Source organism: Carnobacterium inhibens subsp. inhibens DSM 13024, from assembly GCF_000746825.1.
GTDB classification, from domain to species: domain Bacteria; phylum Bacillota; class Bacilli; order Lactobacillales; family Carnobacteriaceae; genus Carnobacterium_B; species Carnobacterium_B inhibens.
On the sequence record NZ_JQIV01000006.1, the window covers coordinates 2,136,788 to 2,153,451 of the forward strand.

The following is a 16,664-nucleotide window of genomic DNA, read 5'->3' on the forward strand; positions in this document are numbered from 1 at the left end:
ATTACGATAAGTTTGGAGGAATAGCTTATGGAATTGGTACAATACAAAGTATTTATAAATAATAAAAATTCTAGATTAGATATTATTAAAATTTTAGAAAAAGATTATTATTTTTTTGTACGATCCACCATGAATAATGGATACAGTCAAATTATAATTTCATCAGATATTATGCTTAAGGTACTGAGGAAATTTTTTATTGAAAAAAAAGCAAAAATAGTCACAATTGATTTTTTTGAGGAAGATAATGATTATAAAAATCAGTTAGAGTTACTAATTAGTTCTGTAAACAGAGATCGTGATTATTTTATAAATCTTATGGATGAGTTGTCTTTCTTGTCTGAAAAGCAATCTGTTGATATTAAAAGCATTAGAATTAAGTATAGGAAAAATGATAAACCTATAGATATATCGCTATCTGTTAATGGATTGGTAAAAATTGGTGGAAATGATAAAGTTGATGAAGAAATTATCTTTTTGAATGAAGTAATTTGGGAGAATGTTAAATTATGGATTTGAAAAAAACATGGAACATTTTAATGACAACCTCCCCTGTGGTGGTAACATTATTATCTGCTTATTTTACTTATGTAATTCCATTAAATACATCTTTTATTCCAGATGATAAAGCTTATGGAATTAGTTTAACATTTTATTCAGGAATATTTGCAGTAATATTTAAGTGTATAGATTCATTAATAACTTGGTTTGAAAAGCAAGCTTCAATAATAAACATTCAGTTTTCAGTTAATAAATCTGACTATCAAGAACAAAAAATTGTTTATTGTTATTTTAAAGAAGATACCGCAAGGATTTTCTCTAAAATAATATTAACTGGTACTCCTAGAAAATTTCTCAAGTCTAAACTAAAACTTGTTCTGCCTATACAGGTCACTGCGCAATATATACCAGAATACGCTCAATATTATGAAATTAGCGAAAATAAAAGGAGTATATTAATAGATTTAGAAAAAATATTTAATAATGAAAAAAAAGAACGTATGGCTGATTCTATTGAATTAGGGTTTAGTGTGATAAAAAATGATACGAAAGTAGATAGTTATGTTGAAACTACTTTGACCTCTAAAAGAAAAAATTTAAAGTTAGAACAAAATAAATTATTATTTACGAAATGAGGAAATAGTATGGCATGGTTTTCAACTACAGCATGGACAGATACATTATCAAAAAATATAGAAGAATCAGTAGATTTAATTATGTCTAATAATGAAAGTTTATTAAGTGAAGGCGGATTGAGTTATTCTAATCTTAATAAGGAACAAAAATTTGATACTACTCAAAAAGTGACTATTGATAATAGAGAAATACTTTACAATGTGATTGAGTTTTCGATGAATTCTATAACTCCCGGTATGGCTCCTATTGAAGCACGAACTCAACCTATAAGAGGGCTTATAATCATATATAGTGATGGGACTCAAATTCAATATATTATTAATAGAAATTCTGATGCATTGAAATTACTACGAAAATTACTTAACTATACTACAAAAAACGAAATCATAGAGAATAAATTATCATTTACTGATGATACATTTATGTGGTTTGTAAAGGCTGTTTTTGATGAAGATAGTGAGTTTTCTTTTACTGATTCAAATCAAAATGAACAATCTTTGATTATTAACAGTATTATTGGAGTTCGTGGTGAAACAAGAGATGAAAATAAATTATCTGCACAAGGAGATACTGTATTAAATCTAATTAGTACTTTATCATTCATTTTAGAAAGCAATTTATTGAAACAAATAGTATTAAGAATTGAATATACTGGTCATGAAAATATAGAAATTAGGCTTAATGACAAAGGTGTAGTAGCTGTAGAAGTTGATGCTTATTCAGGAAACTATGAAGATTTGTCTGATGAATACCAACTAAAAGCACAAACGTTATTACTTGTTTATTTAGATATTCTTCCTAAATTATTACAAGAATATTATGTGCAAAAAGACGCCGAAAAATGGAATAATTTAGTAAAAGACGCTTTTTTCGATTCTGTACAAAGTAAACTTATTGCTCGCCTGCAGCAAAGAAAAAGAGAGGTTGAAGCTGAACAGATTTCTTTGCTATCTCATGTAGAAGGAATTGTTTAATTAGTAGGAAAAGTGGGATGACAAATGTACTAACCTACAAATTCGTCATCCTTTTTTTATGCTTAATTATAAAAAATAGTTTTGAAATCTTCTTAAAAAAAATATTTAAGACTAAAACTCAAATTATTTCTTCAAATGCCCTCACTCCTAACTAACATTAGTTAATCGATAGGAGTCTTTGCTAGCACTATTATAAGTACCATCTTCTGCTTAGCAAATTAGTAGAAAAAAATTCGGTTTTTATAGTAATGTATTTCCGGAGAAGTAAAAGGAGTATACTTTTTCATATTTGTTAAAGTGCTTTAATAGATGATATTACTACTTCTTTATATAAATTTGAGTCACTTCTATTGCTGTGAAATAATCTGAAAAAATTAAGCTTCTCATCAATAAAATGTTCTACTTATTGTGATCTATTTTTTTCAAGGACGAATAAAGGTTTATTATTTTTTAAATTTGTCACAACCATAAAAATCGAAAATCTTCAGTCATATAAACCATCCGTAACTAATAGCTTTTAGTATCAACTATTTATCGTGTACAAGAGTTGCACTCAAATATAAAATCATTAGGACAAAAGGGTATACTATATATATGGATTATAGAAACAACTTAGAAATGCGTGGTAATGATATAAAGAAATAGTGAGGAATGTTATACTAGTTATTTTAATGATTGGAGGCTATTCTAATGATAACTATTTCAGAAGAGATATTGCTAGAATTAGCGGAGCAACTTTCTTCAAAGTATGAAAAATTAGCTATAATAAAAATGGAGCGAAATCAAAATATCCCAAAATTAAGTCAATTAGCTTATTTATCTGTTAATTTACCACTCAGTAAGATTTTAATAAATATAAATAGGCGTTCATGGGGGAGTTATTCTTCGGAGTTTATTACAGATGCTGTCCAAGGTGTCAATAATTACGCCATTTTGATTGATTATTTTGAATTACTTATGAGCCCCGATTTATCTTTAGATATTTTTGATTTATTTAAACAATTAAGTAAAAATAAAGTTGTGATTATTATTTGGCGTTATCCTATTGAGGATAATTATTTGATTTATGGGAAACTAGGACATAGTGAGTATAAAAAAATAGAATTAGCGGATGTGACAGTCATCCAATAAGGAGTGTAAAGATGCTATATAAAGATTTAGTGAGTTTTGAACCGATAGATTCAGTTATTCAACTAACAGATGCTAATAGTACAGATAAAGCAATTCATCTTTTAGAAACTTTTGTTATTTCAGATCGTATGGCTGAAACAATCAATGAGGTGGTTTTCAAGCAGTTGCAATATACCAAACCAGAAGACAATAAAGGCCTTTTAGTTGTGGGAAATTATGGTAGTGGTAAATCTCATTTAATGAGTGTGATTTCAACAATTGCAGAACATGAAGGGTCGAGTAAATACATTTCAAATGAGAAAGTTGCTGAAAATGCCAAGGAAATAGAAGGGCAGTTCAAAGTTGTTCGTTTCGAAATTGGTGGTGTAAACCGTCCCCTAAAAGATATCATTATATCTCAGTTAATCAAAGGATTTGCTGAGATGGGCGTTATTTATGAATTTCCTGAAGATGACTCTAAACTTACAAACAATAAAGAATGGTTGCTTGAAATGATGGCAATCTTTAATGAAACATACCCAGAAAAAGGATTACTGCTAGTTGTAGATGAACTTTTAGATTATTTACGTAGCCGCAAAGAACTTGAGTTAACTTTAGACTTGGGATTTTTACGTGAAATGGGAGAAGTAGCTTATGATAGTCGCTTCCGGTTTATGGCTGGTATTCAAGAGATGCTTTTTGATAATCCGCGTTTCGCTTATGTCGCTGATTCACTACGCCGTGTAAAAGAACGATTTGAGCAGGTTCGAATTGTTAAAGAGGATATCGCATATGTTATTTCACAACGTCTTTTGAAGAAGGATGATATCCAAAAAGCAAAAATTCGTGAACATTTATTAACATTCTCTAGTCTCTATGAGCGATTGAGTGAAAACATGGATATGTACGTTAATTTATTTCCAATTCATCCAGCATACTTAGCTACTTTTGAAAAAGTTCATAATATTGAGAAACGTATAGCTTTAAAAACTATCTCCAGTGAAATGAAGAAGATTATTAATCAAGAAGTACCTGCAGACGATCCTGGTCTGGTTTCTTATGATAGTTATTGGACTTATATTGAAGAAGATCCATCTAATAAAACCATTCCAGAAGTTAGAGAAGTAATGGAAAAAGTAGCAATATTAAAGGATAGAATTATTAGCACGTATCCGACAAGCAAGCAACGTTATAAAAAAATGTCTATTCGCATTGTAAATGCTATGGCGCTTGACCGTTTGACAACTGATGATATTTATTCGAAAGTTGGCATGACTTCTGATGAATTAAAGGATGACCTTTTTCTGACAGTTCCAGGGGCAATGGACATGTTACTAGAAGATGACGATCCAGCAGCATTCTTAAAGTCTAATATAGATGTTGCAATCAAGACAATTATGGAGACAGTAAGCTATCAGTATATTTCAATTAATGATATCAATGCTCAATATTATTTGGATTTGAAGAAGGACATTGACGTAGATAGTCTCATTTCGGATCGCGCAGAAATTATTGAGGCAGATACAATGGACCGTTATTATTTTGATTTACTACAAAATGCGATTGCGTTGAACGATTTAACTTATATTTCTGGATATAAGATTTGGAAGCATGAACTTCCTTGGGAACATAAGCGAGTAATGCGGAAAGGATATCTATTTCTTGGTTCTCCGAATGAGCGTTCTACAGCACAACCAGAACGTGATTTTTATATCTATATGCTTCGCCCATTCGATGAAGTTAGTTTTAAGAATGAAAGACGAGCAGATGAAGTGTTTTTCAAGTTAAATACCCAAGATGAATTTTTTTCCAATACATTACGTAAATATGCAGCCGCAAAAGAGCAATATATTGAGACTACTCAGGCACAAAAGCAATTGTTTAAGAATAAGTTCGACGCCTATTATAAGCAATTAAATAAATGGCTTCATGAGAATTTTGTTGATGCGTTCAAAATTATTTATCAGGGAAAAGAAGGATACTTATCTGATTTTGGCATGTTTTTACCAGCGGAAGACAATTTGAAAGCATTAGTAAACTATGCCTCTGCTGAATTTTTGACGGATGCTTTTGAAGAAGAATATTCTGAGTATCCAACTTTCAAAAAGTTTTCTCCAGGTTATTTGACAAGTGAAAATATTAAAACTGTTGCTAGTGATGCGCTTCAATATTTAAATGGTCGTAAAACGAAAACTGGTGAGGCTATTCTCAATGGCTTAGTAATGGAAGATGATATGGGAAATATTACAAATGAATCGATTGCTAATTCAGGTTACTCACGTTGGATTCTTAAATTACTTGCAAGCAGGGGGCATGGTAAAGTAGTCAACAGTAAGGAAATATATAATCAAGATGCTTTGCGTGGTTCAGGAGATCGTCGACTTTCCATAGAGTATAAATTGGAGCCGGAGTTGATTGTCGTAATTATTGGCGCACTCTTGTCATCAGGCAAGTTAGAAGTTAATGTTGCAGGTAATAATTTTACTGCGATGAATTACCGTGAGTTTGCTATGATGAATATCGAAACTCTTTCGAATTTTGATTATATTAAGAATCCTACTGGGCTTCCAATAGAGGAGATAAATGCAATATTAGACATGTTTGGAGAGCAAACACCCAACTTTGATGAAAAAGTTTTAGAGGGATTCATCAAACGTCTAAGTTCGAAGGCTATCGAGGAAGTAACATATATACTTAAAATTAGTGAACTTGTCAAAAATGGTTTTAGTATCTCAAGTAATGAAGTGATGGATGCTAATACTAAGCAAGATTATATCAATCGATTAGCGTCATATAAAGAATTTTGTGAGAAGATCCAACGATATAATAGTGTTGCAAAGATGAAGAATTTCCCTATTACTTTAGCTGAAATCGGTGAACAACGTAAGAACAAAGAACTACTTGTGTCGATTGAACAAATGAAAAAAGATGTCGATGAAGTTGGCACATTAGTTGGTTATATTACCCAAGCAACATACAATTACGGACTTGAAAGTAATTGGTCTAAAAATGTACAAAAATCAATTGACAAAGTTGTTGAGGCTGTTAAAGCAGGGAGAAATTACAACCAACAAATGGAAGATTTGAAAGCCATTAAGTTGAATTATATTGATGAATATTATGAACTTCACCAAAAATCTCGGTTAACAAGTAAGGAAGAGATCCAGCGTGATGCTTTATTAAATTCTGTGGAAGTTCAAAATTTGAGAGTCTTAAACAATCAAGTAGAGATATTACCAGGTCAACAACTAGATGAATGGGTTAATGAAATGCGTTTATCAAGAACTTGTTTCACACTAACAAAAGGTGAATTACAACAGGTCCCGACTTGTAAACATTGTAATTTTGAAATTGGAAAGTCAGATCGTCGCTCGAAAGAAATTATTCGGAACTCAAATGATAATTTAACGACTATTTATGATAATTGGATGCAAATTTTAATAAATGGTCTTGAACAATCTAATATAATCTTAAATCGAGAATTGCTTAATAGTGATGAAAAGAAAGAAATTGAAGAGTTTATTAATACCAAAGAACTTGTCTTTCCAGTAAGTTCTCAGTTCTTAAAGATAGTGAATAATTTATTTAAAGGTTTTGAAAAAGTTGAAATTACAGAAACACAATTGATACAAGTAATGGGGGATGGTAGCCCTATGTCAATAAATGAATTGGAAGTTCGTATTCGTCAATTAATTTCAGACCTTACAGAAGGTAAAGAAAAGGAAAAAATAAGAATTATGCTTAAGAGGTGAGAAAATGTCCTTTAATAATGAACAAATGTCGATGGATTTTAATAGTAAAGATGAAAAAGTTGTTGTATTAGGTATGGAATTTAAAAATCATGATGAACGTCGAGAATATTTTCGAAATGAGCTGCGAAAAAAACTTTCAGAACTCAAGAAAGTCGAAGGATATCCTATTGGAGAAGATGAAGACGTTATTGCGCTGTCTGATCCACCATACTATACAGCATGCCCAAACCCATGGATTCATGATTTCATCGAAGAGTGGAGAAATCAAAATAAAAATGAACTCTATTATCAACGGGAACCATTTGCAGCAGATGTTAGTGAGGGTAAAAGTGATAGAATATATAATGTACACAGTTACCATACTAAAGTCCCACACAAAGCAGTCATGAGATATATCCTTCATTACACTGAGCCAGGTGATGTTGTGCTTGATGGGTTTTCAGGGACTGGAATGACAGGTATTGCTACAAAATATTCAAACTCAAAAGAAGAAATAGAAAAACTTGGATATTACGTTGATGAAAGTGGTAATGTTTTTGATGAGGAAAAAAAACAAATTTCAAAAGTTGGGGAAAGACATGCAGTTATGACTGATTTATCCCCAGCAGCTTCATTAATTTCACAGAGTTATAATAATAATTTAGATGAAGTTGAGTACCAAAGAGTAGCCAGATCTATTATAGGAAAATTGAAAAAAAAGACAGAATGGATGTTCGAAACCGTTGATTCATTTGGAGAGAGAGTTCCGATTAACTATTCCGTTTGGAGTGATGTGTTTACTTGTTATAACTGTTCAAATGAAATTGTATTTTGGGATATTTCAGTTGACGAACACGAAAAAAAAATGCGCAAAGAAATGTTTTGTCCGAATTGCAATGCCGAAGTAACTAAGAAAAAAATGACTCAAGTTTTTACTATGGAGTACGATACGATTCTTGAACGCCCCTTGAAAGTTCCAAAGCAGGTTCAGGTTCTAATAAATTATACTTCTGGCAAAACGAGATATAACAAGCGACCTGAAAAGTTTGACAATGATTTACAGATGAAAATTAATGAGTATAAAATTTCTGGATTTGTTCCTAAAGATTTAGTTGTTCAAGGGGACGAAACTGATCGCCTAAAACGAAATGGTATCGAGTATGTTCATCAAATTTATACGAAACGAAATTTAGTGGTTATGTCAGAATATTATGAGTTGATAAAAGAAAATAAGTTTTTTACAGAGTTGTTAAATGTGATGAGAAGCAGTAATTCTTATTCAACAAAAATGGTGAAAGTTAATATACCACGATTGCTAGATAAAGGTGGCATATTTTCATTTGGTTTTGTTAGTGGAACGTTTTATATTCCTAGTTTAAATGGCGAAAGACCTATGCTAGATGCTATTCAGTCAAAATTAAAAAATATGGTATCGACTATAGACTCTTTATATAACTCATCGGTTATTTCTAATCAAAGTACGACAGATTTAAAGAATATAGAGAATGAAAGTATTGATTATATTTTTGTAGATCCGCCATTTGGAGCGAATTTAATGTATTCTGAATTGAACTCTTTTTCGGAATCGTGGATGAAGCTGTTCACAAATAATAATGAAGAAGCAATAATGAATAAGTACCAAGGTAAAGGATTACTTGACTATCAAAAGCTTATGGAGCAGTGTTTCAAAGAATTGTTTAGAGTTTTAAAATCTAATCGATGGATTACTGTAGAGTTCAGTAATTCCCAAGCCAGTGTTTGGAATTCAATAAGAGAAGCATTGGAGAGAGCGGGTTTTGTGATTGCCAATGTTTCTTCATTGGATAAAAAACAGGGGTCCTTTAAAGCACTTACCACTACAGTAGCTGTGAAACAAGATTTGGTAATTTCAGCATACAAGCCTCAAAAAAAATTAAGAGAAAACTTTGTTAATAATCGAAATAATAATAGCATACTTATGTGGGATTTTATTGATCAGCACTTGGCGAATCTCGCTTTACCTAAGGTAAATGGAGGTGAAATTCACTTTTCTACTGAGAGGACTCCAAGAATTTTATTTGACAGGCTTATTGCGTATTTTGTTCAAAATGGTCTTTCAATACCTTTGTCTTCAGCAGAATTTCAAAGAGAACTTTCAGAAAGATATCAATTTAGAGATGGTATGTTTTTTTTAGAAGAGCAAGCTATAGAGTTTGACAAAAAAAGAATTTTAGCTAAACATTTTGCTCAATTAGAACTTTTTGTATCTGATGAAAATAGCGCAATTGAATGGATAAGACAACAATTAATGAAAAAACCTAAGACCAGACAAGATATTCATCCAATTTTTATGAAGGAAATTCAACACATTACTAAATATGAGGATTTACCTGAGTTAGATGAATTGTTAGCTCAAAATTTTCTTATGTATGATGGAAGAGGAGTAGTTCCTAATCAAATTAGAACATATCTTACTCAAGCATATCACGATTTGCGTGGCTTGGATAATGGAGATTCGATTCTAAAAGAGCGGGCAATGAATCGCTGGTATGTACCAAATCCAAATCAACAAGTTGATTTGGAAAAAATTCGGGAGAAAAATTTGCTTCGCGAGTTTAATCGCTACGTTGAAGAAATTGATAATAGTAAGAAAAAACTTAAGTTCTTCCGCACTGAAGCAATTCGTGTCGGTTTTAAGAAAGCATGGACAGATAAAGATTATCAAAAAATTGTAACTATTGGGGAACGTTTACCTGAAAAGATAATTCAAGAAGATGATAAACTTTTGATGTACTTCGATAACGCGCAGATGCGTACAGAGATGTAGAGGGATGATAAAAATGAACTGGACACAAGCAATATTAGATAAATTTCCACGACAAGCTGTTTATTTAATAAAAGATGATGACGGTCTTTTAGAAAAAGCAGAAATACAGCTTCTTCTAAAAGAGAATGGGATTTCTTTAATTAGCTACAGTGATCCGGTTCATTTTCGATTTGAATATGAAAGTGAGTTCAGAAATTATTACGATGGAACTTTGGTAGTCCGTTTGGTGGAATATGGATTTGAACAAATTCCTTGGGATGTCTATGATAGAGCATTTCAGTTATCTATTGGAATCTATGATATATTTCCTCTTCTAGATAGTAAAGCAGTAAGTGAGATAGATTCTAAAAAATGGCAACGTCTGTTTGAGGTGCAAAGTAGTAATAATTTACGAATGGGCTATGATAAAACAAAACAATTTATTAAAGATATAAAATTTACTACTATAGAAAACATATCGGTACAATTTCAAGAAAATTACGATTTTGAAAACGATTTGACTATATTTAAAAAATCAAAAAAAATGTTTTCAGATTGGGGATTGATAAGTAAGACTATCGGTAATCAAAGACTCTACAAACCACAGGATAGAGAATTTGAGGAGTTAGTGACTGAAAGTAACAAAGAATTTCAAGAGTTCATAGTTAATCATTTCGATAAAAACTTGTCAATGGTTGCATTCAAACAACCGAATTACGTCAATCAGATAACGTCATTTATGGCACGGAATGTGAACAAAACCCAAAGGCGTCAGGCACTTATAGTCATGGATGGCATGAGTTTTACACAGTGGTCTTTGATTGAAAAATGGTTAATTACTAAAAGAATAAAAATGAAAACAGACTCGATAATGGCATGGATACCTAGTATTACTTCAGTATCTCGACAAGCGATATTCTCAGGGAAAAGACCTACTGAGTACTCCAAAAGTATTGATACGACAGCAAAAGAACCGCATCATTGGCGAGAATTTTGGGTAAAACAAGGATTTGCTGTATCTGAAATCAAGTATCAAAGAGGTTTAGGACACCTTCCTTATAAAGAAGAGAAGCTGGAATTCAAGTATAATAGAACGAAAATCTATGGTTGTGTTGTGGATGTTATTGATGAATTCATGCACGGTGCGAGACAAGGTCAAGCAACGGTTCAATCTGAATTAAAAATTTGGCTAGAGCGTGGGTATCTTGAATCAATGTTGAATGATTTATTAACTCTTGATTACGATGTATTTATAACTGCGGATCATGGAAATATTGAAGCTGTTGGTATTGGTCAAATTCAACAAGGAGTATTAGCAACGGGGCGTGGACAAAGAGTTCGAACATATGATGATGAAATTTTAAGAAGTAGTACAATTGAAGGTCATAAAGAGACAACAATGAAGTGGGATAGCTCAACGTTACCTGAAAAATTTCTTCCCTTAATTGCTCGTGAAAAGGCTGCATTTGTTCCAAAAGATGATATAATAATGACTCATGGTGGTACCCATATTGAAGAAGTATTTGTTCCATTTGTGACAGTTTTAAAAAGGGATGAATTATAAAATGAAAAAAAGAGTCGGTTTATTTCGAGTGATGATGTACGAAGAATTAGATAAAGCTGCAGAATTGATGTTAAGATATTCTCCAAAAGATGCTTACGAAATACTAGATGAGATATTATCACAATCTATATCTGGAAATACTTTTAGACGAAAAGCATTGAATAATCTTACAAAAGTGTGGGGAAATGGCAAAAAACCATTAAGTGAATTTCAGATAGAAGTATTAAAGAAATACGCTGAAGCTTCGATTGAAGAAAAAAGTGCTCTTCAAATTCTGATGACACTCTATTCGTTTCCATTTTTTTCAGATACAATCACTGTTATTGGGAAATATGTTCGTATGAATGATATTTTTCAATCAAAAACTATTATGAGAGAGATTCACAATTCATACGGTATGACAGAAACTGTCAATAAGGGAGTGCTGACAGTATTAGGAACACTGGTAAATTGGGAGGTTTTAACAACTGACAAAAAAGGGCAATATGCTTTAACCGGAAGAAAAATAAGAATAGTAGATGAGTTTATAAAAAATGTAATGATGCATTCAATCTTAGTTCATTCAGAAGCAGAATATGTTCCTTTAGAGCTTATTAATACTCAATCAGGACTGTTTATGCTGGAATACTCAATAACTAGTTCAGATATCAATTTTGACGACATAGAAGTAATTCGTGAACGAATAGATACATTCATAAAATTGAAATAATTGATGTGATTTTTTATTTTTATTTTCTCAATTAACTGCTCGATTAATTATGGTTTAGCATCAACTAATACCCTTCTAGGAATAGTCATTTGGAAAAAATAAATCAAAAAAATAATTATCGCAAAAAATATGATTATTCCTCTAACTTTTGCATTGGAAGTTTTTTTATAGGATGGTTCTTTCTGTTATTGCTATGCCACGGGGAAAACGGTGATTTTTTTCGTATGAAATTGTGGAAGATTGGGACCAACTGACTTTTAAAAGTTATCGTACTATTTAGAAAGAATAGACATGTGATTTTCCATGATGAAACAGAAAAGTTGAATCGAATGATGCTAATGTCTATTCAAAATAATAACTAAATAAAAAGGGGCTGGGAAAAAACTCAGTCTCTGAATAAAGAAAATCCCCAACTCTTTCATTTTGGAAGAGTTGGGGATTTTTATCGTTTTAAAAGACACAGTGAGCCAAATACCTTATAATTTAAGTACGACCAAAAACCAAAGGAGTGACTCACTATGTATCAAAATTATAACACAATGGAAACGGCCTTAACACTACAATTGGATTTTACAATCCCGAATGATCATGAAGCCCGCCTCATTAGCCGTTTTGTCGATTCTATTCCTTCGGAATTTCTTCTTGAAGAGACGTCTCATACGGGACGCCCTGCCTTTCATCCTGCAATGCTTTTAAAGATGTGTTTGTTTGCCTATAGTCGCACAACCTTTTCTGGACGCAAAATGGAACAGATGAATGAAGAATCCATTCCTATGAAGTGGTTAACGGGCGATACTTCTGTTAGCTACAAGACAATCAATAACTTCCGTTCAAGCGAGCACGCATCAAAACTCATCAAGTATGCATCCATTCTTTTCACAACACTCTTAAGTGACAACGGCTTGATTCACGAAGACGCGCTCTATATCGATGGTACAAAGATACAAGCCGATGCAAATATTTATAGTTTCACTTGGAAGAAAGCAATCGAACGCTATGAAGCAAAACTCAATGCCAACGTTTTGGAATTGTATGATGAACTTATCCAGGCAAAAGTAAACCTCGCTTTATCGGAAGAGATATTAAAAACTTCGAAAGGTATTGAAGAAATAATCGTTTCCCTGGACAAAGAACTTGTGGCCGTTGAAGCTGCGATTACAGAAGAAAAAGTGATTCCAAAAGGTGGTTCGAAACAGAAGCGACGTCGTCGCATCCTCAAGAAACATCGAAATAAATGCGAAAAAGATTTCTTGCCGCGTAAGCAACGCTATGAAGAAGCAAACGCCACGTTTGAAGGCCGCAACAGTTTCTCAAAAACAGATACAGACGCAACATTCATGTGCATGAAAGAAGATCCGATGAAGAACCGTGAGTTAAAACCGGGTTATAATCTTCAAGTCGCATCGAGCAATCAGTTTGTCATTGCCTATGATATTTTTTCCAATCCGACGGATACACGCACGTTTATCCCTTTTTTAGAATCCATTCAAACGTTAGATTTATTTAAATACATCGCCGCAGACGCCGGCTATGGCAGTGAAGAAAATTACGAGGCGGTTATGGATACCTTTCAGAAAGTACCGCTCATCCCATACGGCATGTATCAGAAAGAGAACAGTAAAGCCTATCGCTCTAACCCTAAACACCGCGCCAACTGGGATTATGACGAGATTGAAGATGCTTATACGGATTTAGACGACGTCCGTTTTATAGTACGCAAAATGATAAGAATGGTTTCCGCAGACAATTTAAAGTATACAAGGCTGATGTGGAACAACTGGACGAGACACGCAAGCAACTAGCCAAGACACCCAAAGGTGCCCAACGCCAGACAGCGGTCAACTATAACTGGGAATAATTCAAGCAGCATGCAAAAGAGAACCTTGAAAGCGATCGTGGCAAAGCTATCTACGCACAACGAAAAGTTGACGTAGAAACTGTTTTTGGTCGTATGAAAGGTGTATTTGGCATGCGCAGAACCCATGTCAGAGGCAAGCAAGCCGTTCATAATGACATCGGGATCATGCTTATGAGCATGAATCTTACAAAACTAGCCCTTGAGGCTAGAAGAAAAGCGGATGCTTTTTACAAAAAATCAGTCAAAAATAAAAATCGCAATGAAACAATCAGAATTTTGATTATTTCATTACGATTTTTTTATTTGAGGCTAGTTTTTTCCCAGCCTCTTTTTGATATTCAATATCCGCTCAGGAGTCACTTGTTTACATAATTTTATTAACTTTAAATTGTTTGGAATTGACTTTGATAAAGTTTTGTATATAAAAGTTGTCTTTTTCTAATAATTCTTGATGGATTTTAAATTCAACAATTTACAAATTGTAGCGTATGCGCTAAATCAACTGTGGAAATAATATGAAAAGTAATATGGTAAAATCTTCAATTGAATAAGGAAACGAATTCGATGATTATCCTAATTGTTTAAGTGTTAAAGTTGAAGCAAAATTTCGGGCGTTGATAGATCGAGTAGAGAACACTGAATTACAAGATTCTATTCGAAAAGGACGGAATGAAGATGAGCAAGAATAGTGAAGCAATCAAAAAATATCTGTCTGAAAGTGTGGAATTTAAACAAGCTTTTGAAGAAGAACAATTGAAACTTGATTTAGCAGATATGGTGTTTTCCTTAAGAGAACAAACAGGGCTGGATCAAACTAACTTCGCTAAAAAAGTAAAAAAATCCCGTTCAACAATTGCACGTATTGAAAATGCCCAAATGGAACCTTCACTTTCTACATTGAAAGATATAGCTCACTCTCTAGGCAAACAAATTGAAATAAACTTTGTTGATGACAATAAAAATAATGAAGCTGCATCAGTAAAATAAATTTCCATCTTAGTATCTAAATTAGGGAGCTGTCGTAATTATTTACTCTAGATTTTGAACGACTAGAGAAAGAAGAAATTAGTTCCATAACAGACTGATTTTATAATGACTATCCAAACTGTTAATCGATGTTTTCTTAATTCAAGAGTTAAATAAAAAAGCTGGAAACAAGAATGCTTCCAGCTTTTTTGTCGTTGTGATAGTTGTTTACTTGTTCATTTGCTTAAACAAATGAACAAGTATGTGAAGCTGTAATTGATTTGCTATAGCATTGTTTCATAAATACTGCATTCAATATTTCTAAGAAGCGTACTTGACCATCTTCTGCTTCACCTAAGTCATTACCGATGTAAAAGAGGGTGACTTTGTCAACCAGTTACTTTACGTGTTTTTCGTTTGTACACGAGGTCTTTGTGCGGCTTTCTGACCGCCTCTTCGACCTTGTTTGCTTTTTGGGCGTGTTCCATTAGTGCGTGTGGCAACTGCTTTTTTCGCTTGCTGTGCTGGTGCTTGAGTGCCTTCTTTCAACAGATAAGGATGGTCTTTTATGACTGGAACTTTTCTCTTACTAAGTTTTTCAATGTCGCGCAACAAGTCTGATTCTGTTTCATCACAGAAAGAGATAGCTTTTCCGCTTAGCCCTGCGCGTCCTGTACGGCCGATACGGTGAACGTAGGTTTCTGGAACTTCAGGCAAGTCAAATTGGATAACTTGCGAAAGCTCAGGCACATCGATACCACGGGCTGCGATATCTGTCGCTACGAGAACGCTGGTTTTCATGGTCTTGAAGTTTTCTAAAGCTTGCTGACGCGCATTCTGGGACTTGTTGCCGTGAATCGCTTCGGCTGAAAGACCCGCTTGCAAAAGTTTTTTGACGATTTTGTTGGCACCATGCTTGGTTCTGGAGAAGACTAGGGAGCGCTCAACCTGCGTATTCTTCAAAAGATAGATAAGTAGGTTAGTTTTGTCGGTTTTGGCTACGCGATAAGCGCTTTGTTGTATGACTTCAACAGTTGATGAAACCGGATTGACCACCACTTTTACCGGGTTTGATAAAATGGTTCCTGCAAGTTTTTCGATTTCATTCGGCATCGTTGCTGAAAAAAACATGCTTTGACGTTTCTTAGGCAATTCGCGGATAATATGGCGTACATCACGTAACATACCCATATCTAACATCATATCGGCTTCGTCCAAGACGAAGAAATCAACCTGGTTCAACTTGACAAATCCTTGTTTGATAAGGTCTAATAGTCTGCCTGGCGTCGCGACCAGGATATCCGTTCCGCGTTTCAGCGTGGCTGTCTGAGGATTCTGGGAAACGCCGCCAAAAATTACTTGGATATTCAATGGAAGGTATTTAGCGTATGTTTGGAAACTTTCACCGATTTGTATAGCAAGCTCACGTGTAGGAGCAAGGATCAAGGCTTTTATGGTACCTTTTCCAACTGTTTTTTCTTCCATAATATTTTGAAGGATGGGTAAGGCAAAGGCAGCTGTCTTACCAGTACCAGTCTGGGCACAACCCAACAAGTCCTTGTTGTTCATCAGATGCGGAATGGCATCCTCTTGGATAGGCGTTGCTTTCGTATAGCCTGCTTCTTTCAGTGCGCGCAACAAGTGTTGGTTCAATTCTAATTCATTAAATAACAAATGGATCTCCCTCGGCATGTTATACATGCATTTAATTTTTGTGAATGTGTTTCGGATTAAGTTGGTTTAGCATACAAGAGTCTGACTATCTTTCAAAAATCGACCTAATCCGAACAAGTATATAGTTTCTCTGAGAAATAGCGTGACTGAGCTATT

10 protein-coding genes and 1 pseudogene are annotated in these 16,664 nt (G+C 33.5%); 10 read left to right on the forward strand and 1 reads right to left on the reverse strand.

Features of this window, described 5'->3' with window-relative positions; translation table 11 throughout:
* Positions 1–27: 27 nt before the first annotated feature.
* The 10 genes and pseudogenes from BR65_RS11395 (at position 28) to BR65_RS11445 (ending at position 14,855) form a co-directional block, all read left to right on the forward strand.
* Positions 28–519: a hypothetical protein gene (locus tag BR65_RS11395; RefSeq protein WP_034538264.1), complete on the forward strand. Its 492-nt coding sequence runs from the start codon at positions 28–30 to the stop codon at positions 517–519.
* The gene (locus BR65_RS11400; protein WP_034538265.1) at positions 510–1,136 is read left to right on the forward strand and encodes a hypothetical protein; all 627 of its coding nucleotides are present in this window, start codon (positions 510–512) and stop codon (positions 1,134–1,136) included. Before BR65_RS11395 ends, BR65_RS11400 begins: the two co-directional genes overlap by 10 nt.
* A gap of 9 nt (positions 1,137–1,145) precedes the next feature.
* Positions 1,146–2,111 (forward strand): hypothetical protein, encoded by a 966-nt coding sequence (locus tag BR65_RS11405; protein ID WP_034538266.1) that lies wholly within the window; start codon positions 1,146–1,148, stop codon positions 2,109–2,111.
* Between the two features lie 690 nt (positions 2,112–2,801).
* Positions 2,802–3,242 carry a BREX-3 system P-loop-containing protein BrxF gene (brxF, locus tag BR65_RS13495; protein ID WP_051932749.1) on the forward strand — a complete coding sequence of 147 codons (441 nt, stop codon included), beginning with the start codon at positions 2,802–2,804 and terminating at the stop codon, positions 3,240–3,242.
* A gap of 11 nt (positions 3,243–3,253) precedes the next feature.
* Positions 3,254–6,973 carry a DUF6079 family protein gene (locus BR65_RS11415; protein WP_034538267.1) on the forward strand — a complete coding sequence of 1,240 codons (3,720 nt, stop codon included), beginning with the start codon at positions 3,254–3,256 and terminating at the stop codon, positions 6,971–6,973.
* Between the two features lie 4 nt (positions 6,974–6,977).
* Complete coding sequence (locus BR65_RS11420; RefSeq protein ID WP_034538269.1) at positions 6,978–9,758, forward strand: DNA methyltransferase; 2,781 nt, start codon at positions 6,978–6,980, stop codon at positions 9,756–9,758.
* A gap of 13 nt (positions 9,759–9,771) precedes the next feature.
* Positions 9,772–11,301: a BREX-3 system phosphatase PglZ gene (pglZ, locus tag BR65_RS13500; RefSeq protein WP_051932751.1), complete on the forward strand. Its 1,530-nt coding sequence runs from the start codon at positions 9,772–9,774 to the stop codon at positions 11,299–11,301.
* Between the two features lies 1 nt (position 11,302).
* Positions 11,303–12,010 (forward strand): hypothetical protein, encoded by a 708-nt coding sequence (locus BR65_RS11430; protein WP_034538272.1) that lies wholly within the window; start codon positions 11,303–11,305, stop codon positions 12,008–12,010.
* Positions 12,011–12,528: 518 nt separating this feature from the next.
* Positions 12,529–14,203 (forward strand): annotated as a pseudogene (locus BR65_RS11435) (IS1182 family transposase).
* Positions 14,204–14,543: 340 nt separating this feature from the next.
* Positions 14,544–14,855, forward strand: coding sequence for a helix-turn-helix transcriptional regulator (locus tag BR65_RS11445; RefSeq protein ID WP_034538273.1), 312 nt, complete (start codon positions 14,544–14,546; stop codon positions 14,853–14,855).
* A gap of 381 nt (positions 14,856–15,236) precedes the next feature.
* Here BR65_RS11445 and BR65_RS11450 read toward each other — a convergent pair whose 3' ends face one another.
* Complete coding sequence (locus BR65_RS11450; protein ID WP_034538274.1) at positions 15,237–16,508, reverse strand: DEAD/DEAH box helicase; 1,272 nt, start codon at positions 16,506–16,508, stop codon at positions 15,237–15,239.
* Between the last annotated feature and the right edge of the window lie 156 nt (positions 16,509–16,664).

Excerpts from the sequence above, each read along its gene's own strand:
- BR65_RS11395 (WP_034538264.1), top strand. The coding sequence starts at position 28 with ATGGAATTGGTACAATACAAAGTATTTATAAATAATAAAAATTCTAGA.
- brxF (WP_051932749.1), top strand. The coding sequence starts at position 2,802 with ATGATAACTATTTCAGAAGAGATATTGCTAGAATTAGCGGAGCAACTT.
- BR65_RS11420 (WP_034538269.1), top strand. The coding sequence starts at position 6,978 with ATGTCCTTTAATAATGAACAAATGTCGATGGATTTTAATAGTAAAGAT.
- BR65_RS11415 (WP_034538267.1), top strand. The coding sequence starts at position 3,254 with ATGCTATATAAAGATTTAGTGAGTTTTGAACCGATAGATTCAGTTATT.
- BR65_RS11445 (WP_034538273.1), top strand. The coding sequence starts at position 14,544 with ATGAGCAAGAATAGTGAAGCAATCAAAAAATATCTGTCTGAAAGTGTG.
- BR65_RS11400 (WP_034538265.1), top strand. The coding sequence starts at position 510 with ATGGATTTGAAAAAAACATGGAACATTTTAATGACAACCTCCCCTGTG.
- BR65_RS11430 (WP_034538272.1), top strand. The coding sequence starts at position 11,303 with ATGAAAAAAAGAGTCGGTTTATTTCGAGTGATGATGTACGAAGAATTA.
- pglZ (WP_051932751.1), top strand. The coding sequence starts at position 9,772 with ATGAACTGGACACAAGCAATATTAGATAAATTTCCACGACAAGCTGTT.
- BR65_RS11405 (WP_034538266.1), top strand. The coding sequence starts at position 1,146 with ATGGCATGGTTTTCAACTACAGCATGGACAGATACATTATCAAAAAAT.